The following is a 23,898-nucleotide window of genomic DNA, read 5'->3' as shown; positions in this document are numbered from 1 at the left end:
GGGGCACCGGAGCGGGGGCGTCCCCGCCCGGCTCAGCGGTGGGCGTAGCGGTTCTCGAAGTCCCGCCAGTCCGCCTCCAGCTTCCACTGGACCGTCGCCTTGGCGCTGGCCTTCAGGAAGCCGCGGCAGGCGGCGCTGGGCAGCCGGTGCGCGTCGGGGGTGTCGTGGGCGCAGGGCTTCGCGAAGGCGTCGTAGCGGTCCTGCTCCTGCCACAGGTCGCGCCCCTCGATGAAGGCGTGGCCGAGGGAGGCGCGCACCAGAGTGCGCAGCTGGGCGACGGTCAACCCCTGGTCGATGACGGCCTGTTGGAAGACCGCGGTGAGGTCGCTGCGGCTGACGCCCGGGTCGTCGGTGGCCAGCGCGACCGGGACGCCCGCGTCGAGGTAGGTGCGCAGCGGGTGGCGGTCGCCGCTGACGCGCAGGATCTGGGCGTTGCTGACGAGGGGTGCCTCGACGAGGACGTGCTGTCGGCGCATCCGCGCGGCCAGGGCCCGCGGGTCCTTCTCCTCGGCGAGGTCGACGCCATGACCGATCCGGTCGGCGCCGGCCACGCCGACGGCCTCGTTGATGTGGAAGGTCAGATCGCGTCCGCCGACGCCGTTGAGACCCGCGACGAGTTCGCCCGCGTGCAGACTCACCCGCACCTCGGGGGAGACCGACTTGAGGTAGCGGACCATCTTCATGTGCAGGGTGTAGTCGCGCAGCGCGACGGGCGCGTCCTCCGGCTGCACCATGTTGACTCCGACGACCCCGCCGAGGTGGTGGCGTACGAGCTCGAAGCCGAGGGTCTGCTGGGCGAAGACGTGGCGCGGATCCTGGGCCCGCAGCACCTGGTAGTCGAAGCGGATCGCGACCCGGCAGGCCTCGGGTGCGCCGGGGGTGTCACAGCCGAGGAGCTTGCGGGCATCGCGTACGGTGCGGTCGGTGTCGTCCGCCACTTGCCGGACCAGCGCCTGGAACCGCGGGTTCGCGGTCAGCGTGGCGTGGAAGGCGGCGAGATCGGCCGGGCCGGGGTCCTTCGGCAGGATGCGGTCGACGAGCTGGTTCAGCGGGCCGGCCCCGGGGGTGATCAGGGTCTCCAGATAGCCGCTGTGCTCCTTCGCGGAAGCGCGGGCCGCCTCGGCCAGCATGTCCGCGTCGTGCCCGGTGGTGGCCTCCTGGAACTTCCCGAACGTGTCGAAGAAGTGGTCGTGGCCGGGCTGGGGATCGCCGTCGGGCGGCAGGACGAAACCCTGCATCGACCATGCCCCGATGACGCCGCGCCGGAACGGCCCGGGCGCCAGCGCGTCACGCGCCGGGCGCTGTCCGTCCGCGCAGGGGGCGGCGGCGGACGTGACGACGTAGGTCGTGGTGTCGATGCACTTGCCGTCCTTCGCCGCGTACCCGATCAGCGACTCGGCGCGCACCGCGCCGGACAGATGGTGGTGCAGATCGCCGCCCTTGGGCAACTCCGCCAGGAACCTCCTGAGTTCGCTCGGAGAATGCGCGATGCGCTCCAAGTAGGTCTGTGCTGATGCCGGTTGGCCGCCCCGTTCGCCCTGCCCGTCCGACGGGACCGCGGCCGTCGCCGGCAGCGCCCCCAGGGCCACGCCCAACGCCGTGGCCCCGGCGAGCACCGGCCACCGGATCGCGTACCTCTTGCGCATGTTCCGTTCCCTCTCCTCGTTCACTTTCGCGTCCCCTCATTCATTGATACGGGGGTCGGGACCAAAGTCCCTATACCGCGGGTCCGTCAGTGGATTGCATGGCCTGTCAAGGAAGTTGACCGTTTCGTACAAGATGGAACGAAAGGCCCCTCCGCCGATGAGTCATGTATCCCGACGACGTCTGCTCGCTGTCGCGCCCGTCGTCACCCTCGCCTCGGCCATTCCCCTGTCCGTCGGCTCGGCGGCACATGCCGCACCCGGGAAAGGTGGCTCGAAAACATCGGGCCGGCCGCTTCAGGAGATAACGGACGCGTGGGGCAACTGGATGGCCCGCCAACGCTTTCCCGCCTCGAACGGCTGCCGGTTCACCGCGTCCACCGACTACGGGAAGCAGAGCTTCCTCGACGACTACCACCGTCATCAGGTGGCGGCGAAGTACCAGGACATCATTTACGACGCGAATGCCCCCTCCCCCGTTCCGGGGCAGGTCAGTTCGGTAGCCACGAATTACCGCAACGGAACTGCGGTGGAACAGACCGTCACCTACAAGCAGAGCAAGACCACCGAGCAGGATCTGCGGATCTCGGTCACGGAGTCGCTGAAGATCGGCGTGACGGTGGAGGTGTCGGCCGAGATTCCGGCGGTCGCCAAGGTCAGCGAGACGACGTCCATCGAGGCGAGTCTGTCGTCCACCCAGGAGTACACCCACAAGGAGACGCAGAACTGGAGCGTCGACCTGCCGCTGCGCATTCCCCCCAAGTCGGTGGTGGAGGCGACGCTGGTGGTCGGCACCCAGACATACGACATCGACTGGACGGCCACCGTCACCCTGCGGGGGAATGTCGCGATCTGGTTCAACGAGAAGGTCGACCTCAATCAGGACGGGGACCGCCACTGGCTGTGGTTCGTTCCCGTCGAGCAGGTGTTCCGGGACTGCCGGGACCACCAGATCATCGACACCCCGGGATACGAGGTCGTCTCGGGCGGGGTGCACGCCTTCGCGAGCGGCACCTTCAGTGGCGGCCAGGGCGTGTCCCTGAATGTGAATGCCGATCAGAAACCACTGAACGGCGGCCGTTCCCGCACTGCCGAATCCCGAACGATTCCCATTCCGCTCACCCCGAACGGAGAACGAGCAGCCGTTTTTGGGCACTGAACTCCCTTCTGAGCATCCATCGGATTCTCCATGGTGCGTGCGGCGATTCCGGTGGCCGCGGGACCGGCGCGCGCAATCGCGGACGAATTTCGTGCGGCCGCTCAGTAAGGTGGGGCCGATCCCGGGAAAGGGGCGGCCCCATGGCGCGGACGCGCGTACTCGCGCTCGATTTCGTCGGCACCCTGGCGGGCCACGGCCCGGCTCCGCATGGCCGGTTCGTCGCGGGCGTGCTCCGGGGCCTGCCGGGGGCGGCGATCCCGGCGGACTTCCCGGCGCGCTTCGACGCCGTCACCGGCCGGCCGGGGGAACCCGGCCGGCCCCGGGGCGTCCGTACCCTGTTCCCCGTCCGTCTCGGCCGAGCCGCCCAGGACTGCGGAGCCGTCGTGCCCGATCTGCGGCTGGCCACCGAGGCGGTGTTCGCGGCACTGCCCGACGCCGAGGTGGATCCGCGAGCGGCCGCCGCGGTGCGGGAGCTGCGTGCGAGCGGTCTGTCCCTCGTGCTGGCCGCCAATACGGACCGGCCCGAACCGGTGCGCCGAGGCACCCTGCAAGATGCCGGTATCGCGCACTGCTTCGACGCCCTGGTGCTCTCCAGCACGCTCGGCGTCCGCAAGCCCGACCGGCGTTTCTACGCCGAGGTGGCACGGGTGGCGGGGTGCCCCGCCGGGGACATCCTGTTCGTGGGGGACAACGCGCGGACCGACGCGCTCGGGCCCCGCGCGTACGGCATGTCCGCGGTACTCGTCCGGCCGGGGCCCCGGCCGGAGGCGCTGCCCCCGGACATCGCCACCATCCCGCACATCGGCGAGCTGGTCCGTCACCTCAACCACCCTGGCCACGAGGCGAGTTGACGGCCCGGTGTACGGACGACGGCCGCTCCGGAGCGCCGGCTCGCGGTCCTGACGGCGGAGCGCGGCACCGATCGGGATGCCGCCCGGCCCTGCGGGTACCTCAGGCCCGCCTCGCGTGCTGCCGGCCCCGCCGGTACCTCAGGCCCGCTTCGCGTACTTCAGCTTCTTGCCCTCGTTCAGCTGCTCGATGAGCTTGAAGGCCGCCAGTGCGAGCGGCTTCAGCCCCTCCGCCGGAACGCCGTCCCGCATCCGGCGCAGCTCCGCGACCATGAGGTTCAGCTCGCCGCTCTTGACGGTGGTGCGGTTGTCCTGGTCGCCCAGCGCGCCCAGCGACTTGTGGACCGCCTGCGCACCCGGCTCGTCGTCGACCATGGTGCGCTCCTCGGCCGTCAGGTGCTGCGTGTTCTTCAGCAGGTCGTGGCCCTGGGGGATCGCCCGCAGCCACTGGGACCGGGTCAGGGCGATGTCGGTCTGCGTGCGGTCGTTCGCCAGGCCCCGCTCCACGGGGGCCCCGAAGAGCTTGGTGCCGCCGGACCCCTCCCGGTTGGCGGCCGACAGGACCAGGTCGACGAAGTGGTCGGGATGGGCGGTGAAGTACTCCCGGACCCCTTCCGCGAGGAGCCCGAAGTGGCGGCCGAAGTCGGTGCGGGCCATGAGACCGCCCGCGATCGACTTGGCGTTGGCACCCGCCTGGAGCTCCTCCCCCGCGAGCACATAGGAGGCGAGGTGCATGACCAGGCCGGTGAGACCCCCGATGTCGGTCTTCGACAGGGAGATCCCCTCGGGGGCCGCATCCCCGAACTCCCCCACGGCCCGCTCCGCGCCGGCCTTGGCCGCGGGCAGCGTGCCGAGGCCGCCGCCGAAGAGGTCGCGCTGCGCCTGCGCGCGCCGCTCCTTGGTGTGGGTGAGCTTTCCGTACACCCCGCGCACGGCGCCGCCGATGCCCTTCTCCTCGGGCTCCTTGGCGTCGGAGAGATAGCCGATCAGATCCGGCAGCCGGTCCAGCCGCACTCCGGCGGTGGTCTGCGGGGCGAACTTGAGGGCGCCGCCGAACGGGTAGATGCGCAGCTGCCGTTCGGGCGTGCCGCCTCCCGCGGTGACGTCCTCGGAGGGGATGTACGCGTCCCGCTGGCGGCCGTTGAGGTAACCGGCCATCCGCGAGATGCGGTCGAGGACGCCCCCGACCTCGGCGACGTTGTTCAGGGGGTCGGTCACCCACTCCAGGTTCGAACCACCCGAGGGGCTCGCGTCCGCGGTGAGATCGAACTTGTCGCCCTTCACCACCACACCGTCGGGCCCGCGGCCCTTGCCGAGGTTTTCGCCCACCAGCGGGACCTCGGAGATCTCACTGGAGATCATCAGGCTCATCTCGGCCGCCGCGCGCTGCGCGCCGTCCGGCCCCAACTGGGTCTTCTTCAGCCGGAGTTCACCCTCCTCGCTGAGGTACTCACCGTCGAACCAGCGGGCCCTGAGCGCGTCCTGCGGCTCGCTCCGCTCCGAGGCGCTCAGCTCCTTCGCATAGGGGCTGTACGGATTCAGGACGCGGTCCAGGAGCTTGGCGTCGAGCAACCGCTCACGCTCCACGGCCCGTTGTTCCTGTACGGCCTTGGCGGCGACGGGGTCCGCGACCCGGCGGACGTTCCACTGCGCCTCGAACTCGAAGCCGACGGCCCGCTGGACGACCGGAGCGCCCTGCCCGTGTGCGTGGCCCGCCGTTCCGCAGTCGCGCTGGACGGACTCGGGCTCGGCGCCCGCTTCGGGGCCGGGCCCGGAGAGCGCCCGGGTGGCATTGGCCTCGGCGGCCCGCTCGAAGGAGTCCGAGGGGTCGGACACGCGCAGCCCGTCACCGGTGTCGGTGCCGGCGACGGGCCCCCGGCGCTGCTGGATGACGTGGGTGAGCTCATGGGCGAGGGTGTGGCGGTCGGCGCCGCCCTGCCCGACCACGATGTGGCTTCCCGAGGTGTAGGCGCGGGCGCCGATCTCGGCGGCGGAGCGCTGGGCGGCGGCATCGCTGTGCAGACGGACGTCGCCGAAGTCGGCGCCGAGCCGGGACTCCATGTCGGCCCGCACCTCGGAGTCGAGGGGCTGCCCGGATCCGCGCAGCACCTCGTGCACGGCCGAGCGCTGTACGGTCGCCTCGCCCCTGGCCATCAGGCCGGCCACCGCGGCGTTCCCCGCGGACCGCTGGAGCGCGAGCAACTGGGCCGCGCCGAGCCCTCCGCCGCCTGCCGCCGCTCCCCCGCGCTCGCTCCCGCTCCTGTCTCCGGCCCGCGAAACGGGTCCGCCGGGCGTGACAGCTCGGCCCTGCTGCCTGTCCTGCGCGTGCACGTGAACCCCTTAGGTGGTGAAGCGTGATGCCGGGCTGTATGTGCATATCAGCCGTGGCGGCAGGGGTGAAGGTACGAAAGGGCAGCGGTGAGGGCAAGGGCCCCAACCGCGCCCGGTTCAGCGCGGGTTGACGTCCGGGCCCGACCGGGCCAGGGCGGCGAGGGCGGCCTCTTCGATGGATTCGGCCGGCCGCAGGACCGTATCGAGGCGGGCCGCCGCGAGGACACGCAGATGCCACGGCCGTACGCAGACCACGCCGAGGTGCCCCGCACGCTCCCGGATCCTGCGGCGGGCCCGGCAGAGCTGGGTGAGGACGGCACAGTCGAAGAAGTCCACCGGCCGCAGGTCCACGATCACCCGCGCGCCGGCCGGCCGGGTGGCCGCGTCCAGGTGGAGCTGCACATCGGGCGCGGTCACCAGGTCGACGGTGCCGTGCACCTCGACGACCGTGAAGCCGCGCATCAGATACGTGCGGGCGTGGCGGCTCAGGTCCGGCAGCAGCCCCGGCGGAAGGGGCACGGGCGCCGAGACGGACGGCCGAACGGTGGAACCCATGGCAGCTCCCGGTCCAGAACGGACCCCCGCGGTGCGGGAGTCCTCGGTAGTCGGACAGTCACCGTGGTCCGGGGTGACGCACTAGCACCCTAGGAACTGGCGCGCGTGCAGAAACGTCCAGCCTTCGATTTGTTCACCCCGGAGGGTGAACGAAATTTGCGCCGCCCCCTGTTCGGACACTTCTCCAGGGCCGTCCGGGGCCAAAAACGGCGCGGCGCCCGGCCGATGGGAAGGCCGGGCGCGCGCTGGGGGCCGCGTGAGGTGCGGCACGGCCGGGCGCTCCCGTCACCGCGAGAGTGTCCGGCCGCGAGGACCGTCAGTAGGCCCCGAAGACGTTGTCGATCGAGCCGTAGGTCTTCGCGGCGTAGTTGCAGGCCGCGGTGATGTTGGCGATCGGGTCGTACAGGTCCGTGGAGGTGCCCGGCACGTGGAAGGCGGCGAAGGTGGGCTGGATGACCTGGAGGAGTCCCTTGGAGGGGGTTCCGGCCACGGCGTTGGAGTCCCAGTTGTTGATGGCCATCGGGTTGCCCGAGGACTCCCGCATCACATTGCGGTAGATGCCGTCGTAGCTGCCCGGGATGCCGTGCTGGGCCATGATGGCCAGCGACTGCCTGATCCAGCCGTCCAGGTTGTTCGCGTACGTGGTGGCGCTGGCCACGGTGGCGGTCGCGGTGAGGTCGGTCGTCCGGGCCGAGCGGTCCGCGCGGGCGGCGGAGGCGTCGCGGGCGGTGGTCGCCGCGGGGGCGCCGAGGGTGAGCTTCATGCCGGGGCGGATCAGCGCGGGGTTGCCGCCGATGACGCTCTGGTTGTCCTGGTAGAGCTGCTTCCAGCCGCCGCTCACGTTGAGCGCGTCGGCGATCTTGGCCAGCGAGTCCCCGTCGACGACGGCGTAGCTGGTGGGGGCCGCCTTCACCGCCGTGACCGGCTGGGCCACGGCGGAGTGGACCGCCGCGGGGGCCGCGGAGGCCGTGGTCGCGCCGATCACCGGCATGGCCAGAACCGCGCCGCCGGTGCTCGCGACGGCGAGGCCCCGGGAGAACGAGCGGGACTTGGGACGGCGGTGCTTGCCCTTTGCAGGCATGGTGTATTTCCTCTCCGTCGCCTACGAGGTGAGCTGTCGGGTTCGGACGGGAGCTGTCCGGCCGCGATGCACGCGACTTCACCCCAGCCGGTCCGGAATCCGGATCGGCGGCTTACCTGGGTCCCCCGCTCCTGCCGTACGTGTCTGGGCGGCTCCGGACGGCGGCAGGATTCGGCGTTCCTTCCGGATTGACGGTGAACGTAGACGAATAGCCCCGACGGAAACAAGGCGGGAATTCACGAATGATGATCGCGGATATAGATCAACTCGAATTCTCCCGAGCCGGGCGGTTCACCGCGCACCCTCAACTCGCTTTCGGCTGCACCGAAATGCCCCGCAGGGGCCCTGCGGGGCCAACAGGCCCCGCGTGACCCAATTCACTCGCCGATGACGCAACCGCCGGGGCCGGCGATAAACAAGGCGAGTCCCACCCATTAGCCCTAATTTGGACATTTTCGCGGCGCGCCGGCCTGCGCGCATTACCTTTCAATAGGGACATTACGGACGCAGAGGGTGGCCCCATCCTCGGTGTGCGGCGGCACACGCGCCCCCTGCACCCCGGTCGGGGATCATGATCACCGACCCGGAAGAGGGCGTGGGACATGGGGCCGGTAGCGGGAGCCGACAGAGAGGCGAAGTGGTGACCAACGCACTCTTCTCCGAATGGCGCGCGGCCCACCGCCCGGCTCCCCGCGCCTCTCACGACATCGAGCCCCGCCCCTGCCGTCCAACTCGCGGGTCGCGCAAGCCCCGTCACGTCCCGTCAATCCCGTGCCGGCCGACCGGCGGCCGGCACGAAAAAGAATAAGCAGTCGTCAACTGCCAACCGTGAGGAAGAGAATGAACGACTTCAGCGAATTCAAGGACATTCCCCCGACGACGCTCGCCGACGTCGTGGGACGCCGACAGGTCATGGATATCGGAATTCGCCCGCTGTGGTCCCCGACGCCTCGTGTGGCCGGGCCCGCATTCACCGTGCGCTGTCCGGCCGGTGACAACCTCATGCTGCACGCGGCCATTTACCGGGCCGAGCCCGGTTCGGTCGTCGTCGTGGAGTCGGGCGATCTGGACTACGCCCTCGCCGGCGGCAATGTGTGCGCCGTGGCCCAGCGCCGGGGTATCGCGGCCTTCGTGGTCGACGGGGTGATCCGTGACCTCGCCGAGGTCCGTGAGGCCGGCTTCCCCGTCTTCGCCCGGGGCGTCATCCCCGTCCCCGGCACCAAGGAGGCCGTGGCCCCGCTCAACGAGCCGGTGCGCTGCGGCGGCGTGCTCGTGAACGCCGGTGATGTGGTGGTCGCGGACGAGGAGGGCGTCGTGGTCAGCCCGCGCGCCCGGGCGGAGCAGGTGCTCGCGGCGGCCCGGCAGAAGCTGGCCAAGGAGGCCGCCCAATCCCTCGACGCGTGGGAGGAGGCCCACCGCGACCGCATCGACAGGGCCCTGCGCGAAGGCGGCTTCGAGGGCTGAGCCCGCCAACCACCGTGCTCTCGGGGCGGGTTGGCGGGTGACCGCGGCCGCCGGTTCGCCCCGTGCCGACCTCACGGGTGAGCCCGGCCGCCGGGTTCACACCGTGCCGACCTCGCGGACGAGTTCGAGGCCGAGCACACGGTCCAGATGCGACATGGTCTCGAACTTGGCGCCCGGTGGCACCTCGTCGGACGTCGCGAGATCGTGCAGGAGGCGCAGTACGGCGGCGGTGTCGAGCCGGTTGTCCAGGGCGGTACGGGCCGTGCTCTTGAGGTCGGCGGGGATCGGCTTCGAGGGGTGCGTGGCCCAGTCCGCGACGGCCCGCCGCCAGCGGGCCATCGCACGCGCCGCCTCGTCGACCTGTTCGGCCGTCACCGAGACCGGTTCCTCGTAGGGCCGGCTGAGCAGCAGCAGGCGTACGGCCAGCAGGTCGAGGCCGTCGAGCGGGGGCAGCACGGCCGCACCGATCTGGAGTCCGGCGACACCGGCCCCTTCGTACGTCCCGCTGCTGAGCTGGACCCCGGGCAGCCCGCCGAGTGCCTCGGCGATGCTCTCCGGGTCCCCCTCGGCGTCGGGCGGCCGGATTCCGGCGGCGGCCACCTGCTGCTCGGGGCCGGTCCAGCCGATGAGGGCCGCCCGGCCGCGCTGCTCGACGACGCGCGCCAGAACATCCGCCATCAGGAGCACCCGCAGCGCGGTGCCGGGCTCGCCGTCGGCGGGTGCGTGGGCGCAGATGCGCAAGGGGCCGGGGCCGGCGAGTTCATCGACGATTCGCAGCATGCCGCCGACCCTAGGTGTTCTAAGCCGCCCTGGACACCGGCCCACGCCCACGCGTACGAGAAACGCCGCCGGCCCGCGCGCGGTTCAGGCGAGCAGGGGCTTGAGGGCGCCGCCGCGCAGCCGCGAGACGAGCGGGGCCGCGTACCGCCGCGCCGACCATGTCACCGCGAGGGCCACCACGCCGCCGACCACGAGGGCGACCAGTACGTCGTGCGGGTAGTGCGCGCCGACGTAGACCCGGGACGCGGCCATCAGGAGCGCGGCGAGGGCGGCGATCGCGCCGAGGCGCCGGTCGACGAGGAACAACGCCACGGCCGCGGCGGCGGCCACCGTGGTGTGGTTGCTGGGGAAGGCGTAGTCGTTCACGGGCGGGCACTTCTCGATCAGGAAGTCGTGCGGCAGGGCCCGGCACGGCCGCGGTTCCGTGAACACCGACTTGACGGCGTCGTTCACCACGTATGCCAGGACCACCGCGATCGGCGCGGACAGGGCCGCGGCCATCACGGAGGCGTCCTTGCGCCGGGCGATCCACCACCCGGCCAGCATGAGCACCGCGAACAGGGCGACGCCGTAGCTGGTGTAGGCGAACACGGGCCCGTTCAGCCAGTGCGTGTGCCGGGCGAAGTCCGTGATGTCGCCGTACAGGCCGCCGTCGATGGACGCGCCGTCCAGGGCCTGGGGCGTGGGGGTGGGACTGGTCATGGGATGCGGTTCTCCGGTGGATCGAACGGGGCGGGGCGTGCGGCGGCCCTCTGGGTGACGGCCCGGCGAGCGGAACATTAACGACTACAGCCGTGTAGACGCCAGAAGGTCCGGATTGGTTGCGCGTGTCCGCGGGCCGCCTCGTCACGGGCGCCGGACGGATCGATCGCCGGCTCCGCCGTCGTGCCGGGCCTCAGCCCCAGAGCGCCCCGGCGAGCCCCACCCCGGCGAAGACCGCACCGAGCCCGGCCACCACGCTCACCACGACGTTGGCCGCCGCGTAGAACCTCGCCCCGTCCTCGGCGAGCCGGAGCGTCTCGTACGAGAAGGTCGAGTACGTGGTCAGCGCCCCGCAGAGCCCCGTGCCGAGGAACAGCTGCACGGACGAGGAGGCGGCGCCCGCGGTGACCGCGCCGGTGAGCGTGCCCAGGATCAGACAGCCGACGACGTTGACGGTGAAGGTGCCCCAGGGGAAGACGCTGTCGTGCCGCTTCTGCACGGCCAGGTCGGTGAGGAAGCGCAGGGGCGCGCCGATCGCCGCCCCCAACACCACGTAGATCCAGCTCACTTGGCGGCCTCCCGGCCGACGTGGCGGACGACCTCGCAGTCGTCGAGCATCACCAGGCCTTCGGTGACCAGCTCGTCGAGCTGGGGCAGGAAGGCACGTACGCGCTCCTCGTCGTCCACGATGACGACCGCTACGGGCATGTCCTCGCTGAGCGAGAGGAGGCGCTGGGTGTGGACCAGTGAGGAGGCGCCGAAGCCCTCGATGCCGCGGAACACACTGGCGCCGGCGAGCCCGGCCGCGTGGGCCCGGTGCACGATCTCGGTGTAGACGGGCCTGTGGTGCCACAGGTCGCTCTCGCCGATGAGGACCGTCGCCCGCAGGGCGCGTCCGGTCGGTCTGGTCGTCGCTGTCATCGCTGCCTCCGTACGAGGACCCGTCGGGTCAGCCACACCGCGCTCGCCACCGCCGCGAGCGCCGCGAACAGGGTCAGGGCCAGATAGGCGCAGGCGGTGAGGGGCCGCCCGGCGGAGAGGAGCTTCTGGATGTCGACGGCGTACGTCGAGAAGGTGGTGAATCCGCCGAGGACACCGGTGCCGAAGAAGGGGCGCACCAGCCTGTGCACGGGCCGCACCTCGGTGATCACCACCATGAAGATCCCGATGACCGCGCAGCCCAGGGCGTTCACCAGCAGCGTCGTCCACGGGAAGGACCCTGACGGGGTGGTCCACAGGAGCGAAGCCCCGTAACGGGCACTGGCGCCGATCGCTCCGCCGAGCGCCACCACCGCGACGACCGGGCCGAGACCGCGCGCGGCCTCAAGGCGCTGAGCCGGCACGGCCAGGTCGATGTCGGGGTCGGTGGGCTGGGTGGCCGCCCCCGCCTCGTGGGCTCGCTCGGACATACCTCTCCTACCTGCTGGGCACCCGACCCGGGCGCATGCGCTCGCAAGTAGGGACCGTTGGCGGCGCGGATGCCGCGGTTCGGGTACGGCGGGCCCCACCGCCGCGCGGTGGCCCGTTCGGCTTGTCGCCACCGGTCAGCACCGCTTCCCCCAGGCTAGCGCCCGGCTTCGGCCGCCCGCCAACCGGCCCCGCACCGGGCGCGGGTCAGCTCCGCGGGGGCTCGGGCGGTGGCGGCGGCAGGGAGCCGAGGCCGGGGACCGTATCGGGCCAGACCAGCAGGATCGGGCAGGGCGCGTGGTCCACGACGAACCGGGTGGCCGGGCCGAGGCTGCGGGGCCCGAGATGGCCGCGGTCGCCGTCGCGGGCGCAGACCAGCAGGTCGGCGCCTTCCGCCGCGCGGACGACCCGCTGCTCGGCGCGGCCGGTCACCTCCAGGCGGCGGGCCGGGCGGCCCAGGCGCTGCTCGGCGTCGGCGAAGAGGTCGTCGACGGCGGCCCGGGAGAGGTCTTCGAGGCGGGTGCCGGGATCGCGTTCGCGGTGGCCTCGTCCGAGCAGTCCGGCGAAGGCCCCGTGCGCGGCCTCGGCCACGGTGTCGTCGGTGACGTGCAGGAGTACGAGGTCGTCGTCCGCGGCGGTGTGCTCGCGGGCGGCATCCACGCAAGCGGGCCAGGTGCCCTCGGTGATCCAGATGATGACGCTCATGGAATGCGGTCAGCCTCCGATCGTGTGCAGCGCCGCCCACAGCGCGGCGGTCGACGCGACCAGTGTGGCGGGAACCGTGAGCAGACCGAGGCGGGTGAAGTGCCCGAGTTCCGGCGCGTCGTCGTGCTCGTGCAGGATGCGCCGCCACAACAGGGTGGCCAGCGAGCCGACGTAGGTGAGATTGGGGCCCAGGTTGACGCCGATGAGCACGGCCAGGACCGGCCCCGGGCCGCCCGGGGCGGCGACGGGGAGCAGGGCGAGCACGGCGGGCAGGTTGTTGATGAGGTTCGACAGGACCGCGGCGACCACGACGACGGCGAGCAGGGCGGGCAGCGAGTCGCCGTCGGGCAGCAGATGGCCGATGGCGGTGCCGAGACCGTTGTCGACGACGGCCTTGACGACGATGCCGAGGCCGAGCACGAACAGGCAGAACGGGAGGCCGGCCGAGCCGACGAGTGCGCGCGGCGTCGTGCGGCGCCGGGCCAGGCCGCGCGCGGCGAGGACGAGCGCGCCGGCGAGCGCGGCCCAGGCCGGGCTCAGACCCGCGAACGAGGTGACGGCGAACCCGGCGAGCGTCAGCGCGAGGACCACCAGTGTGAACACGGGCATCGGGGTGTTGTCCCGCGCGCGCCCGCCGCTCGGCCGGGCGGCCAGATCGCTGCGGAAGAAGGCCCGGAAGATTGCGTACTCCACGGCGATGGCCGCGAGCCACGGCAGGGCCATCAGTGCCGCGAACCGGGTGAAGGTGAGCCCGCTGGCCGCGAGGGCGAGCAGGTTGGTGAGGTTGGAGACGGGCAGCAGCAGGGAGGCCGAGTTCGCCAGGTGCGCGGTCGCGTACACATGCGGGCGGGCCCGGACCCCGGCGCGGGCGGCCGTCGCGAACACCACGGGGGTGAGCAGCACGACGGTCGCGTCCAGGCTGAGCACGGCGGTGATGACGGCGGCGACGGCGAAGATCCCGCCGAGCAGACGCTGGGCGCTGCTGCCGCAGACCCGGGCCACGAAGTCACCGGTGGCCGCGAACAGCCCGTCGTCGTCGCAGAGTTGGGCCAGTACGAGGACGGCGGCGAGGAATCCGACCACCGGCAGCAGATCGCGGGTCTGCTGCCAGGCCTCGGCGGGCGAGACCGCGCCGAGCCCGACCACGAGCGCGGCCGCCGGAAGTGCGGCCACGGCTTCCGGCCAGTTGCGGGGGCGCACCACGGCGAAGGCGAGCACGCCGATCAGGAGGACGGCCGACACGATCTCGGCGGTGACGGTACTCAGGTTCGGCCTCCGGGCAACGGGCGATCGCGGTGGTGGGCCCCTTGCCACACCACCACGACGACCCTACGCGTCGCTCGTCGCCGAGTGACCTCCGGCGGGGTGAGTCGTCGCCTCCTCCTCCCCCGTGCGACCGCCGCGCGGAGGAGGAAGTGGCGCGCCGGTCAGCAGCGGCCTTCGCCGCCGTCCGTTCCGGCCGAGGCGACCCGGGGCCCGGCGTCGGCGCTGCGCGTCCGGGGCACCGGGAGCAGCTGGCCCGTCTGAGCGCGCAGCGCCTCGGCGTTGCGCGCGGTGACCCGGCCGAGGGGGGCCGGGGTGAGGACGGCCTGGCTCTGCACGTAGGCGATGAAGCTCTCGAAGTCCCGGGTGTGGCGGACCGCTTGGGAGTGGGTGAGCAGCGCCGGGTAGTCGTCCGCGCCGATCAGTGTGTACGCCGTGACGGCGATCCGGTACGAGGCCTTCGGGTCGAGCGGGGTGCCGTCGATGAGGACATCGGCCGGGGCCACCCGGTTGCCCACCGCCCCGGCGGCGTCGAAGGTGTAGCGCACGTTGTGCGACACGGCCAGGGGCGCGTAGGTGAGCACGGTCCCCTTCATCTTCCACTGCTGTTCCAGCGTGTCGTGGATGACCTGACCGGTGACGGTGGTCGTGACGATCGGGTCCCCGTAGCCCACCGCGTTGAACGCCTTGCGGTAGGAGACGGCGCCCTGCATGGTCGCGTCGATGGTGAGGTCGCCGTTGATGACGCAGGAGCCCTGGCGCGGGGCGATCGCGATCAGGGCGAGCTGGGCGGGCACGTTCGGATAGATGTTGCCCGTGTCGAAGGGGTCCAGCGGCTGTCCCCCGGCCCACAGCGCCCAGTCGGCGGTGAGGTTGCCCATCGTGCTCTCGCCGAAGCTGTTCAGGCTCCGGGTGAACGAGGCCGTCTGGCGACCGATGCGGGTGTTGCCGCGGTTGTTGGCGTACCCCGTCCAGTAGTCGGACGTCTCCTTGAGGTCCGGGTCGGGCGTCACGTCATGGGTGTTGGGGTGGTTGGTCGAGGTGGTCAGCTCCCGCACGACCTCGCCCGTCACCGGGTCGAGGCGCAGGTTGATCTCGTTGATGATCTGCGCGTGGCAGCCGGCCTCGACGAACGGGCGCGGCTTGCCGGAGGGGTCGGGGACCATCATGTTGAACGCGTAGTGCCAGTGCCCGGTGACGATCGCGTCGATGTCGGACGAGACGGCGAGCGCCAGGTCGTAGGCCGGGCCCGAGGGGTTGCTCCCGCTGTTGAAGTCGCTGCCGGCGACCGCCCCGTCGTGCATGCTGAGCACGATGGCGTTGACTCCCTGCGCCTTGAGCAGTGCCGCACAGCGGTTCGCGGTCGCCAGCTCCTCGGTCATGCGCAGTGCGGTCTGGAAACTCGTGGAACCGGTGTCGGTGCCGGTGACGGTCAGGTGAATGAATCCGATCGGAAGGCGCTTGCCGTTCGCCCCCTGGACCCATTCGACATTCATCGGCGGGAGAACGGTCTTTCCCGTATTCCCCCACAGCATGTTGGCCGAGTAGTAACGGAAGTTCGCGCCGGGGAAGGTCCTTCCGGTGGAGTCGGGGAAACTGTTCGTCCAGCCCGCTCCGGCGTACGGTCTGCCGTGTTCCATGTGGTTGATCAGGAATCCGGGGGTGCGGTCGAACTCATGGTTCCCGGCGGTCGAGAAGTCGAGCTTCATCCGGTTGAGCGCCTCGATGGTGGGCTCGTCGGCCAGCGACTCGGCCGGCCACGCCCAGCCGGAGAACAGGTCGCCCTGTCCGAAGAACAGCGTGTTGGTGCGGCCGGCCCGGAGGTTCTTGAGGTGCGTGGCCAGGTAGGGCACGCCGCCGACGGTGAACTGTTCGCCGCCCGCGCCCGTGATGACGGCGTCGCTCGCGGGCGGTCCCGCCAGGTATCCGTGCAGGTCGGTGATGCTGAGCAGTTGTACGTCCACGTACTCGGTGGCGGTCTCGGCGTCACGCGCGTGTCCGCTGGCCAGCGCCGAGGTGCCGGTCGCCGCCATCGTCGCCAGTGATCCCGCCACGGTCATGAAGCTCCGTCGACCCACGCCCCACATTTCGACTCCCTCATTCGAAAGCTATGCGGCCATGCCGGGAGCGGTGTTCCGGCTCCCCACCTGGCGGCCCGAAGAACTGCGTGACACGAATCCGCCGATTGCGGGCACAAGGAATACAACACGGCGAGATGGCCGAACCCTCGACACGCCGCCGGACCAAGGGCGCCGAAATCCGGGTCGCCAACATGTCCCACTCAAGCGCACGAACCACACGAAGAGCGAAAGCTGCGCGGAACTCGGTGGTGGTGTCACATGACGAGTTGCTGAACTCGGCCCGGCGTTCTTCAACCCGGCGCGTGCGCGGACATCATGAATGGACGTCAGGGTCGTGCGGAATGCGGTGCCGGTGCGAAGTCTCCGCTCGGAGCGCGGTTCGGCGGCACCGCGGGATAATCGGCTCCGACCTCTCCGCACAGTAGGCCGCCCTTCGCCGGTGCCCGCCGCGTCCCGCTGGAGGGCGACACTCCGCGCCGGGTTTCCGCGCACCCGGCACGGTTCGACCGTTCCCGTCACGGCGGTCCGTGTGCGTCTGGAGCGCTGGGGCCAGGGGCCGCCTACTGGCCGTCTCGCACCGCGTCGGCACAGGAGCCGACCGCCCGGCGGAGATGCACTTGTTGGCAGTGTCCCCCGCGGCCGCGGCCCCAAATCGAACGGAACGCAAGGGAGTTGAGCAATCAGGCAGCCGTACGGACCGTCGCGGGACTCAGCGGTGCGCGATCAGCGTGAAGAGCAACGGGATCCGGGGCTCGCTGTCGGGCAGCCGCCACCAGCCCTGCGGGGTCCGGACCATCTGCGGCCAGCGGGGCCAGGGCAGCTCGTCGCTCTCCCTCAGCCGGCCCAGCCTCAGGCCGGCACCGAGCACGGCGTCGACGATCTCGTCCAGTCCGTGCATCCACTCGTAGCACTCGGTCGCGCCCTGTACGGCAGGACCGTCCGTGTAGGTGTGCGTGGCGTCGCGGAGCACGGGCCCTCTTCCGCCCAAGTAGTCGTTGCGCAGCAGCAGTTCGGGGCCGGAGCCGGGGGCGGGCGAAGGGCCGAGGGAGTTGAGCAGCGGGTGGAACTCGGCGAGGTGGAGCCGTCCGCCGGGACGCAGGAGAGTGGCGACCGTCTCGGCCCAGCGGGGCAGGTCCGGGAGATAGCAGAGCGCGCCCTTGCCGGTGTACACGACGTCGAACCGCCGCTCCGGGAGGTGCTGGACCGCGTCGTAGACGTTGGCCTGGACGTAGGCGATGTCGAGGCCCGCTTCGGCGGCCAGCGTGCGGGCGGCCGCGATCGACGCGCCGGAGAGATCCAGGCCCACTGTGCGGGCGCCACGGGCGGCGAACGCCATGGTCTCGGTGCCGAGGTGGCACTGGAGATGGAGGACGTCCCGCCCGGCGAGATCACCGAGGTCACGCCACTCGTGGTCGGCGAACCAGCGCTCGGGATCGGCGCTCTCGTCGGCGACTCCGTAGAAGCGGCTCGCGAGGTGGACCGGGGTGCGGGCATCCCAGTTCGCCTCGTTGGACGACATCATGCGCCGCACGGCCGGGTCGAAGCCATCGCTCACATCGGTCAACCGGTCCTCCTCACGGACGCCGTCCCGCTCCGACCCTACCCACGTCGGCCGCCCGCCAGTGCCCCTTCACCGCACTCCGTGGAGGTGTCGTTCAGCCGGAGCGCGCGACCCGGAACCCCACGTCGTCGATGCGGAAGGTCGGATGGCTGCGGCGCCGCACCGAGGCCCGGCAGCTCCAGGGCTCGTCGAACCAGCCGCCACCGCGCAGTACCCGGTAGCTGCCGTAGACCTCGGCGTCGTAGACGTCCCAGCACCATTCCCACACATTGCCGAGCATGTCGTGCAGCCCCCAGGCGTTGGGCTGCCTGCCGCCCACCTCGTGCGGGTGCTCGCCGGAGTTGCCGCGGTGCCAGGCGATCTCGTCGAGCGGACCGTAGCGCGCCTGCGCCGTGCCGGCCCGGCACGCGTGCTCCCACTCGGCTTCGCTGGGCAGCCGGTACCCGTCGCCCGCCGCGTCCCATTCAACGCCCTCGTCCCCCGCTCCGCGATAGACGGGGGTCAACCCCTCCTGCCGGGAGAGGGCGTTGCAGTACTGGACCGCGTCCAGCCAGGAGACGCCCTCCACGGGCAGCCCGTCGCCCCGCGCGGTGCTCGGCCGGTCGCCGGTGACCTGCGCGTAGCGCGCCTGGGTCACCGGGTACGTCCCGAGCCGGTAGGGCGGGAGGTCCACCTGCCAACTGCGCTGTGTCCGCCGGTCCGACACCGTCACCCGCCCGCCGGGGACGGCCACCATCGCGTCTCTCACTACCCCACCCGTGACCATGATCGGGCGAGCCTAGCAGTGGCGGCCCCAAACCCCCTTTCAGGTCAAGGCCCGTCGTCCAGGCCTCATGGGCGCAGGTACGGGCATCTACGAATCGTTCAACTCGGCTCGTTTCAGCAGCAGTTCACGTTCCTGGGCGTTGCGGGTCAGGGAGGCGGCGCGCTCGAACTCCGCCTTGGCTTCGGCCCGTCGGCCGAGGCGCTCCAGGAGGTCCCCCCGCACGCTGGGCAGCAAGTGGTATTCCTGCAAGGCCGGTTCGTCCGCCAGGGCGTCCACCAGGAGCAGCCCGGCCGCGGGGCCCTGGGACATCGCGACGGCGACGGCCCGGTTCAGCTCGATCACGGGGGACGGCGTCAACGTCATGAGCCGGCCGTACAGGAGGGCGATCGACGCCCAGTCGGTGTCCTCGTACCGGACGGCGTGCGCGTGGCACGCGGCGATGGCGGCCTGCACGGAGTAGGGGCCGTCCCCGGCGCGGTGCAGGGCCTCGACGCCGCGCCGGATCAGCAGGCGGTTCCACTTGGCGCGGTTCTGCTCGGCGAGCAGCACCGGCCGGCCGCCGGGCCCGGTGCGGGCCGCGATGCGCGAGGCCTGGAACTCCAACAGGGCTGCCAGGCCGTGGGCCTCGGACTCGTTCGGCATCAGGGCGGCCAGGACGCGCGCCAGCCGCAGCGCGTCCTGGCACAGCGCCGGGCGCACCAGATCGTCGCCGGCCGTCGCGGAATACCCCTCGTTGAAGATGAGGTAGATGACTTCGAGGACCGAGGAAACCCGCGCCTCCCGGTCCGCCCCGTGCGGCACCTCGAAAGGGACACCGGCCTTGGCGAGCGAGCGTTTGGCGCGGACGACGCGCTGGGCGACGGTGGGCTCGGGGACCAGGAAGGCGCGGGCGATCTCCTGCGTGGTCAGACCGCCGAGCAGCCGCAGCGTGAGCGCGATCCTGGCCGGGGTGGACAGCACGGGATGGCAGGCGGTGAAGATGAGCCGCAGCAGGTCGTCGTCGATGCGGTCGGGGTCGTCGAACTCGGCCGGATCCGGCGGCGGGGAGTCCTCGATGGCCCGCCCGACCTCCGCCAGCTTGCGGGCGTACGCCTCCTTCCGGCGCACCAGGTCGATGGCGCGGCGCCTGGCGGTGGTCATGAGCCAGGCGCCCGGGTTGTCGGGGACGCCGGAGGCGGGCCACTGCTCCAGTGCGGCGACCAACGCGTCCTGCGCGAGCTCCTCCGCGATGCCCACGTCCCGCACGATGCGGGTGACCCCCGCGATGATCCGCGGGGACTCGATCCTGAATACCGCCTCGACCGTCTCGGTCGCACTCGCTGCCGTCACGGCCACCCATCAGAACAGCCCCGCGGGGGCGCGGCAAGCTCGACGCGGCGCGTCCCGCGGGCCTCCCCCGGGCGCCGCCCCCGGGGCTGCCGACAGCACCCGGTGCGTAGCCTTGCGGCATGGCCCAGCTCCAGCTCCTCCGCGTCGATCACGGCCCTGCCCTGCTGGCGTTCGAACGGGAGAACCGCGCTTACTTCGCCGCGTCGATCCCGGATCGCGGCGACGACTACTTCGCCGAGTTCGACGTCCGCCACGCGGCACTGCTGGCCGAGCAGGAGGTGGGCACGTGCTACTTCCATCTGGTGGTGGGGGACGGCGGGGCAGTGCTCGGCCGCGTCAACTTGCTTGATCTGGACGGGGGTTCGGCCGAGCTCGGCTACCGGATCGCCGAGCGGGCGGCAGGGCGGGGGCTGGCCACGGCGTCCGTCCGCGAGGTCTGCGTGCTGGCCCGCGAGACCTACGGGCTCACCTCGCTGACCGCGAGAGCGACCTTGGACAATCCCGGGTCCCGGGCCGTCCTGGCCCGTGCCGGTTTCACTCCCGTCGGGGACATCGAATTGAACGGGCGCCCGGGTCTCCGCTTCGTACGGGATCTGTGACCGCCCGGCCTCGCCCCCGTGGCCCGGCTTCGCGCTGCCCTACACTCGCTCCCACCTTGACACCGGTGTGAGGCTCGACGCCTCGATCCGTACGTCCGCGAGGAGGGGCACATGCGCATCGGCGAGCTCTCGGAGCGCACCGACACATCACGTCGGCTGCTGCGGTACTACGAGGAGCAAGGCCTGATCATCTCCAGCCGCTCCCCCAACGGCTACCGGAACTACGAGGAGAACCTCGTCGACCGGGTCCTGCAAATCCGGGGGCTGCTCGATGCCGGGCTGCCGACGCGCATCATCAAACAGATCCTGCCCTGCCTCAACAAACCCCGGGCGATCCACTTTCCGGACGCGACGCCGGAGATGCTCGCCACGCTCACCCTCGAACGCGACCGCATGACGCGGCGCATCGACTGCCTGATCCGCAATCGCGACGCGGTGTCGGAGTATCTCGACGCGGTGAGCGGCAAGCGGGGCTGACACCGTGTGCGGGGTCCCGGCGGGGCCCTGCCGGAGTTCACCCGCGTGCACGCTCACGGGCCGCCCCACAGGCCCCCCACATTCGAGGTGATGCGCTGGAACGGATCCGGCTCCATCCCTGTCTACTCTCCTGAGCACCCCCGAGCGGTGCCACTCGGGCGCGCCCGGGGGAACGTCTGGCAGAGAGTTCTATCGACCCATGGGTCTCACGAGTAACAAGGTGCTGGCACTGACCGTGCTCTGCGCGGTGGTCATGTTCGCCGTCACCATCTGGCTGTGGCCGCGTCTGTCACGTCACACCTGGAAGACGGTGATCGGCCGGCTGGGGCTGCTCATCGCGACGCAGTTCCTGGTGTTCGCCGCCGTGGGGCTCGCGACGAACAACTCCTTCTTGTTCTTCGGCTCCTGGACGGACCTGTTCGGACAGGAGCAGGGCGTCGGCGTGGTGGTCAACCACTAGGCCGCGCAAGCCAGTTGGTGCCATAACCCCGGCCCCGCGCTCCGGGCGGCTCGATCGTACGAGCCGCCCGGCGACGGGGCCGGGGCCGTATGCCGGCCCGCCTGCCGCGCTGCTCAGCGGCGGCGGCCGAGGGCCCGGGCGAGCAGGCCCCGGGGTGCGGGTGCAGGGGTGGAAGTGGCGGGGGTCGAAGTGGCGGGGGTGGCCGTCGGCGTCCCGGCGGACTCCGACACACCCGGAGCCTCCGGCGCGTCCGGCCCTGCCGCCGTCTCCGGCGTCTGCGGTGCGGGGCGCAGCGGCTGGGGCGGGGTGGGCGCCTTGGCCTTCTTGCCGTCGATCCGGATCAGCGGCGCGCCGGCCACCTCCTCCACCCCGTGCCACAGGTCCTTGCGCGAGGACAGCCAGTCGAGCAGTTCGGCACGGGCCGGCTCGGGGTCGCCCCAAGTCCCGTACGCCTTCGTGCCGGTGATGCAGATGAGCTTCAACTCCATCGTCGCGACCGCGCCCCATACCGCCGCGGCCACCCCCGGGCAGTGCTCGGCGCGGAAGTCGTCGAAGGCCACGATCGCGTCGGGGGCGGCGAGTTCCCTGGCAGCCTGGATGTCGCCGTGCACATGCTCGTACAGGTGCGAGGCATCGACATGGATGAAGCGGCAGCTGCCCGCCTTCAAGCGCGAACCGATGACGGAGGTGGGCGCCTGGACGACCGTGGGCAACTGCTCATGGAATGCGCGGTAATTCGCTTCGAAGGCACGCCGGGTGAGAGTCGAGTACGACCTTCCCATTTCAGCGCTGTTGGGGTCGTCGGGGGCCGGCGAGTCGAAGAGGTCACAGACCGTGAACTTCTCGCCCGGTCGCAGATATCCGCCGATGAAAATCGCGCTCTTGCCCAAATAGGCGCCGAGTTCGAGCAGATCACCGGTCTGTTCGGGGCTTCGGTCCTGGCGCTTCAGGAACCAGTCGAACAGCAGTTGATCGGCCGGCCAGAACCAGCCTTTGACGTCGGAGAAGCCGGCCGGGGACGTCACCGGTGCACTCGTCGTTTGTGACATGGCCCGGTCCTACTCCTGCCAGATGGCCGGAAGGTGACCACGGGGCGTGGCCCCGGCACCCCCGGCAGAAACTCCCCGTACAGCGCCGGAAAACCGCCCCGAAACAACGGATCCACCGCCCGAAGAGCCGCAGACGCGGAACGAAAGGGGCACGACGGACACCCTGCGCATCGACCGGGACACCCAGGGCGACATTCGCGGGATATCCCGGTCCACCATTCGCCCGACTACACATAAAGGGGATGTAAGCGCACAATGGGGATCGCGACATGGTGTCGCAGCGCGGCCAGACGTGCAGATCTTCAGAAGGAGGCGAGTCGGATGGCCGACGTCTCACACCGCCCCGGTGATATTTCCGGGCACCCCGATGTATCGGAGATGCGGGACCGCTACGCCAAGGTGATGGAAACCCGAGGGGTAGCAGCGGTCGAGGAACTCGTGATCCTCGCCGGCATTTACGCAGCGATCTCCGGCTGGACGGTCCACTTCTCGGCCGCCAAGCCCACCTTGGCCCTCAGCAACCTGGTCGTCGGCATAGCCCTCGCGGTGCTGGGCCTGTGCATGTCCATGGCCCCGGAGCGGTCCACGGACCTGAACTTCGTGGTCCTGCTCCTCGGAGCCTGGCTCATCGTCTCTCCGTGGGTCGTCGCGCGCAGCGCCGGCACCGGAGCCATCCTCAGCAACGTCATCACGGGCGCGTGCGTATGCCTGTTCTCGCTCGTCGCCGGCGGGATGCTGATGTCGAGAAACCGCAGGTCGACAACCCGTAGGCCGGCCTGACGTCCGGTCACCGACCCCGGCGGCGGTGCATCCTCACCGGTTCCACGAGGACCTGCCGTCGCCCCGGTCCGCCCGGCCGTCCGCAGCGCGCGGAACGTACGGCGCCCGCACCTCAACTCCCTTGGGGTGAAGCGGAGTTGGCGCGGGCGACGACGGCTTGCGGATCGGCCGGGCGCAGCCACCCGCGCTCTCCGTCCTGCCACATGCCGGTGAGCGTGAGCCCGGCGGCCACGGCCACGGCCTCGGACGCGCGGTGCTCGGGGTGGATGTGGGCCGTCACCGTCCGCACCGACTGCCGGTCGAGCCAGCCCACGAGCCCGCGTGCCGCTTCCGTGGCGATGCCCCGGCCCTGCCAGGCCGTTCCCACCACCCAGGCGATCTCGGCGACCCGCCCGTGCCCGGACGCAGTGACGGTTGCCTGGACCGTGCCGGTCAAGCAGTCCTCGTCCCGGAGCCGCACCACCCAGTTCAGCCAGGACACCCCCGGCTCGGGACAGCCCCTCGCCAGGCGCTCATAGCGGGCCCGGAGAGCTTCGGCGCTTTCCGGGACGCCCCCGATGAAGGCGTGCAGCGCCGGGTCGGCCAGGACCTCGGTCATCTCCTCGGCGTGGCCGATGCCCAGCGGCACAAGGTCGAGCCGGGCAGTCACGACGGGCTCCGCTTCAAGAGGGTTCACGCGGCAATCCTCGCCGTCGCCACATCGTCTTGTCGATCTCCGGTTCCCGGCGGGACCAGGGCCACCATCGCCAGGCCTGCGGCCGCATCTCGGCCAACTCCCCCAGGGCCCCCTACACCCGGACCGCTCCCCGGACGAGGATGCGCACCACTCCCCGACGAGGGCCGCGAGCGGAAGAGAAG

General features: G+C 71.2%; 23 protein-coding genes, 1 pseudogene and 1 riboswitch. Of the genes and pseudogenes, 7 read left to right on the top strand and 17 right to left on the bottom strand.

Annotated features, from left to right (window positions below; all coding sequences use genetic code 11):
• Nucleotides 1–32: 32 nt before the first annotated feature.
• Nucleotides 33–1,646, bottom strand: a complete 1,614-nt coding sequence (locus CG740_RS03460) for an adenosine deaminase (RefSeq protein WP_159030213.1) — start codon at nucleotides 1,644–1,646, stop codon at nucleotides 33–35.
• Nucleotides 1,647–1,803: 157 nt separating this feature from the next.
• Between CG740_RS03460 and CG740_RS03455 the strand changes: the two genes are divergently transcribed.
• Both CG740_RS03455 and CG740_RS03450 read left to right on the top strand, forming a co-directional pair.
• Complete coding sequence (locus CG740_RS03455) at nucleotides 1,804–2,802, top strand: ETX/MTX2 family pore-forming toxin (protein ID WP_100573349.1); 999 nt, start codon at nucleotides 1,804–1,806, stop codon at nucleotides 2,800–2,802.
• A 140-nt stretch (nucleotides 2,803–2,942) separates the two neighbouring features.
• Nucleotides 2,943–3,653 (top strand): HAD family hydrolase, encoded by a 711-nt coding sequence (locus tag CG740_RS03450; protein ID WP_100573348.1) that lies wholly within the window; start codon nucleotides 2,943–2,945, stop codon nucleotides 3,651–3,653.
• A 138-nt stretch (nucleotides 3,654–3,791) separates the two neighbouring features.
• Here CG740_RS03450 and CG740_RS40695 read toward each other — a convergent pair whose 3' ends face one another.
• The 3 genes from CG740_RS40695 to CG740_RS03435 all read right to left on the bottom strand — a co-directional run bounded on the left by CG740_RS40695 (nucleotide 3,792) and on the right by CG740_RS03435 (nucleotide 7,617).
• Nucleotides 3,792–5,981, bottom strand: a complete 2,190-nt coding sequence (locus CG740_RS40695; RefSeq protein WP_442802795.1) for an eCIS core domain-containing protein — start codon at nucleotides 5,979–5,981, stop codon at nucleotides 3,792–3,794.
• 117 nt (nucleotides 5,982–6,098) lie between these two features.
• Nucleotides 6,099–6,536, bottom strand: a complete 438-nt coding sequence (locus CG740_RS03440; protein ID WP_100573347.1) for an STAS domain-containing protein — start codon at nucleotides 6,534–6,536, stop codon at nucleotides 6,099–6,101.
• Between the two features lie 316 nt (nucleotides 6,537–6,852).
• Nucleotides 6,853–7,617: a transglycosylase SLT domain-containing protein gene (locus CG740_RS03435; protein WP_100573346.1), complete on the bottom strand. Its 765-nt coding sequence runs from the start codon at nucleotides 7,615–7,617 to the stop codon at nucleotides 6,853–6,855.
• 3 nt (nucleotides 7,618–7,620) lie between these two features.
• A riboswitch (cyclic di-AMP (ydaO/yuaA leader) is annotated at nucleotides 7,621–7,804 on the bottom strand.
• 653 nt (nucleotides 7,805–8,457) lie between these two features.
• On the opposite strand from CG740_RS03435, the gene CG740_RS03430 reads away from it, so the two are divergent.
• Nucleotides 8,458–9,081, top strand: a complete 624-nt coding sequence (locus tag CG740_RS03430) for an RraA family protein (protein WP_100573345.1) — start codon at nucleotides 8,458–8,460, stop codon at nucleotides 9,079–9,081.
• Nucleotides 9,082–9,177: 96 nt separating this feature from the next.
• Here CG740_RS03430 and CG740_RS03425 read toward each other — a convergent pair whose 3' ends face one another.
• From CG740_RS03425 to CG740_RS03375, 11 genes are all read right to left on the bottom strand, one after another.
• The gene (locus CG740_RS03425) at nucleotides 9,178–9,861 is read right to left on the bottom strand and encodes a hypothetical protein (RefSeq protein ID WP_100573344.1); all 684 of its coding nucleotides are present in this window, start codon (nucleotides 9,859–9,861) and stop codon (nucleotides 9,178–9,180) included.
• Nucleotides 9,862–9,945: 84 nt separating this feature from the next.
• Nucleotides 9,946–10,563, bottom strand: a complete 618-nt coding sequence (locus CG740_RS03420; protein ID WP_100573343.1) for a phosphatase PAP2 family protein — start codon at nucleotides 10,561–10,563, stop codon at nucleotides 9,946–9,948.
• 193 nt (nucleotides 10,564–10,756) lie between these two features.
• Complete coding sequence (gene crcB / locus CG740_RS03415) at nucleotides 10,757–11,131, bottom strand: fluoride efflux transporter CrcB (RefSeq protein WP_100573342.1); 375 nt, start codon at nucleotides 11,129–11,131, stop codon at nucleotides 10,757–10,759.
• Nucleotides 11,128–11,484, bottom strand: coding sequence for a DUF190 domain-containing protein (locus CG740_RS03410; protein ID WP_100573341.1), 357 nt, complete (start codon nucleotides 11,482–11,484; stop codon nucleotides 11,128–11,130). The genes crcB (CG740_RS03415) and CG740_RS03410 overlap by 4 nt, the downstream gene beginning before the upstream one ends.
• A complete protein-coding gene (crcB, locus tag CG740_RS03405) occupies nucleotides 11,481–11,972 on the bottom strand; it encodes a fluoride efflux transporter CrcB (RefSeq protein WP_100573340.1) in 492 nt (163 codons plus the stop codon). The genes CG740_RS03410 and crcB (CG740_RS03405) overlap by 4 nt, the downstream gene beginning before the upstream one ends.
• Nucleotides 11,973–12,177: 205 nt before the next feature.
• On the bottom strand, nucleotides 12,178–12,675 hold the full coding sequence (locus CG740_RS03400; protein WP_100573339.1) for a universal stress protein: 498 nt from the start codon (nucleotides 12,673–12,675) through the stop codon (nucleotides 12,178–12,180).
• A gap of 9 nt (nucleotides 12,676–12,684) precedes the next feature.
• Complete coding sequence (locus CG740_RS03395; RefSeq protein WP_376208766.1) at nucleotides 12,685–13,920, bottom strand: SLC13 family permease; 1,236 nt, start codon at nucleotides 13,918–13,920, stop codon at nucleotides 12,685–12,687.
• A 182-nt stretch (nucleotides 13,921–14,102) separates the two neighbouring features.
• Nucleotides 14,103–15,998: a bifunctional metallophosphatase/5'-nucleotidase gene (locus tag CG740_RS03390; protein ID WP_324901038.1), complete on the bottom strand. Its 1,896-nt coding sequence runs from the start codon at nucleotides 15,996–15,998 to the stop codon at nucleotides 14,103–14,105.
• Between the two features lie 730 nt (nucleotides 15,999–16,728).
• On the bottom strand, nucleotides 16,729–17,541 hold the full coding sequence (locus CG740_RS03385; protein ID WP_100573656.1) for a class I SAM-dependent methyltransferase: 813 nt from the start codon (nucleotides 17,539–17,541) through the stop codon (nucleotides 16,729–16,731).
• Between the two features lie 133 nt (nucleotides 17,542–17,674).
• A complete protein-coding gene (locus tag CG740_RS03380; protein ID WP_199846307.1) occupies nucleotides 17,675–18,316 on the bottom strand; it encodes a formylglycine-generating enzyme family protein in 642 nt (213 codons plus the stop codon).
• 117 nt (nucleotides 18,317–18,433) lie between these two features.
• Complete coding sequence (locus CG740_RS03375) at nucleotides 18,434–19,675, bottom strand: RNA polymerase sigma factor (RefSeq protein WP_100573336.1); 1,242 nt, start codon at nucleotides 19,673–19,675, stop codon at nucleotides 18,434–18,436.
• A 119-nt stretch (nucleotides 19,676–19,794) separates the two neighbouring features.
• Here CG740_RS03375 and CG740_RS03370 point away from each other — a divergent pair, with 119 nt between their 5' ends.
• From CG740_RS03370 to CG740_RS03360, 3 genes and pseudogenes are all read left to right on the top strand, one after another.
• A complete protein-coding gene (locus tag CG740_RS03370) occupies nucleotides 19,795–20,274 on the top strand; it encodes a GNAT family N-acetyltransferase (RefSeq protein ID WP_100573335.1) in 480 nt (159 codons plus the stop codon).
• Nucleotides 20,275–20,385: 111 nt separating this feature from the next.
• On the top strand, nucleotides 20,386–20,751 hold the full coding sequence (locus tag CG740_RS03365) for a MerR family transcriptional regulator (RefSeq protein ID WP_100573334.1): 366 nt from the start codon (nucleotides 20,386–20,388) through the stop codon (nucleotides 20,749–20,751).
• 199 nt (nucleotides 20,752–20,950) lie between these two features.
• Nucleotides 20,951–21,208 (top strand): annotated as a pseudogene (locus CG740_RS03360) (esterase); the annotation flags it as partial.
• Between the two features lie 116 nt (nucleotides 21,209–21,324).
• On the opposite strand, the gene CG740_RS03355 reads toward CG740_RS03360, so the two are convergent.
• Nucleotides 21,325–22,260, bottom strand: a complete 936-nt coding sequence (locus tag CG740_RS03355; protein ID WP_100573332.1) for a class I SAM-dependent methyltransferase — start codon at nucleotides 22,258–22,260, stop codon at nucleotides 21,325–21,327.
• Between the two features lie 321 nt (nucleotides 22,261–22,581).
• On the opposite strand from CG740_RS03355, the gene CG740_RS03350 reads away from it, so the two are divergent.
• Nucleotides 22,582–23,040 (top strand): SPW repeat protein, encoded by a 459-nt coding sequence (locus CG740_RS03350; RefSeq protein WP_100573331.1) that lies wholly within the window; start codon nucleotides 22,582–22,584, stop codon nucleotides 23,038–23,040.
• 112 nt (nucleotides 23,041–23,152) lie between these two features.
• On the opposite strand, the gene CG740_RS03345 is transcribed toward CG740_RS03350, so the two are convergent.
• Nucleotides 23,153–23,716 (bottom strand): GNAT family N-acetyltransferase, encoded by a 564-nt coding sequence (locus CG740_RS03345; protein WP_100573330.1) that lies wholly within the window; start codon nucleotides 23,714–23,716, stop codon nucleotides 23,153–23,155.
• Between the last annotated feature and the right edge of the window lie 182 nt (nucleotides 23,717–23,898).

The organism is Streptomyces sp. CB01201 (assembly GCF_002803085.1).
Classification (GTDB): domain Bacteria; phylum Actinomycetota; class Actinomycetes; order Streptomycetales; family Streptomycetaceae; genus Streptomyces; species Streptomyces hundungensis.
The sequence above is the reverse complement of the archived record's forward strand: the minus strand, read 5'-3'. Positions and strand labels throughout refer to the sequence as shown.

Excerpts from the sequence above, each read along its gene's own strand:
- CG740_RS03455 (WP_100573349.1), top strand. The coding sequence starts at position 1,804 with ATGAGTCATGTATCCCGACGACGTCTGCTCGCTGTCGCGCCCGTCGTC.
- CG740_RS03460 (WP_159030213.1), bottom strand. The coding sequence starts at position 1,646 with ATGCGCAAGAGGTACGCGATCCGGTGGCCGGTGCTCGCCGGGGCCACG.
- CG740_RS03380 (WP_199846307.1), bottom strand. The coding sequence starts at position 18,316 with ATGGTGGCCGTCCCCGGCGGGCGGGTGACGGTGTCGGACCGGCGGACA.
- CG740_RS03390 (WP_324901038.1), bottom strand. The coding sequence starts at position 15,998 with ATGACCGTGGCGGGATCACTGGCGACGATGGCGGCGACCGGCACCTCG.
- CG740_RS03440 (WP_100573347.1), bottom strand. The coding sequence starts at position 6,536 with ATGGGTTCCACCGTTCGGCCGTCCGTCTCGGCGCCCGTGCCCCTTCCG.
- CG740_RS03350 (WP_100573331.1), top strand. The coding sequence starts at position 22,582 with ATGGCCGACGTCTCACACCGCCCCGGTGATATTTCCGGGCACCCCGAT.
- CG740_RS03355 (WP_100573332.1), bottom strand. The coding sequence starts at position 22,260 with ATGTCACAAACGACGAGTGCACCGGTGACGTCCCCGGCCGGCTTCTCC.
- CG740_RS03430 (WP_100573345.1), top strand. The coding sequence starts at position 8,458 with ATGAACGACTTCAGCGAATTCAAGGACATTCCCCCGACGACGCTCGCC.
- CG740_RS03365 (WP_100573334.1), top strand. The coding sequence starts at position 20,386 with ATGCGCATCGGCGAGCTCTCGGAGCGCACCGACACATCACGTCGGCTG.
- CG740_RS03425 (WP_100573344.1), bottom strand. The coding sequence starts at position 9,861 with ATGCTGCGAATCGTCGATGAACTCGCCGGCCCCGGCCCCTTGCGCATC.
- CG740_RS03410 (WP_100573341.1), bottom strand. The coding sequence starts at position 11,484 with ATGACAGCGACGACCAGACCGACCGGACGCGCCCTGCGGGCGACGGTC.
- CG740_RS03385 (WP_100573656.1), bottom strand. The coding sequence starts at position 17,541 with ATGATGTCGTCCAACGAGGCGAACTGGGATGCCCGCACCCCGGTCCAC.
- CG740_RS03435 (WP_100573346.1), bottom strand. The coding sequence starts at position 7,617 with ATGCCTGCAAAGGGCAAGCACCGCCGTCCCAAGTCCCGCTCGTTCTCC.
- CG740_RS03370 (WP_100573335.1), top strand. The coding sequence starts at position 19,795 with ATGGCCCAGCTCCAGCTCCTCCGCGTCGATCACGGCCCTGCCCTGCTG.
- CG740_RS03450 (WP_100573348.1), top strand. The coding sequence starts at position 2,943 with ATGGCGCGGACGCGCGTACTCGCGCTCGATTTCGTCGGCACCCTGGCG.
- CG740_RS03400 (WP_100573339.1), bottom strand. The coding sequence starts at position 12,675 with ATGAGCGTCATCATCTGGATCACCGAGGGCACCTGGCCCGCTTGCGTG.
- crcB (WP_100573340.1), bottom strand. The coding sequence starts at position 11,972 with ATGTCCGAGCGAGCCCACGAGGCGGGGGCGGCCACCCAGCCCACCGAC.
- CG740_RS03420 (WP_100573343.1), bottom strand. The coding sequence starts at position 10,563 with ATGACCAGTCCCACCCCCACGCCCCAGGCCCTGGACGGCGCGTCCATC.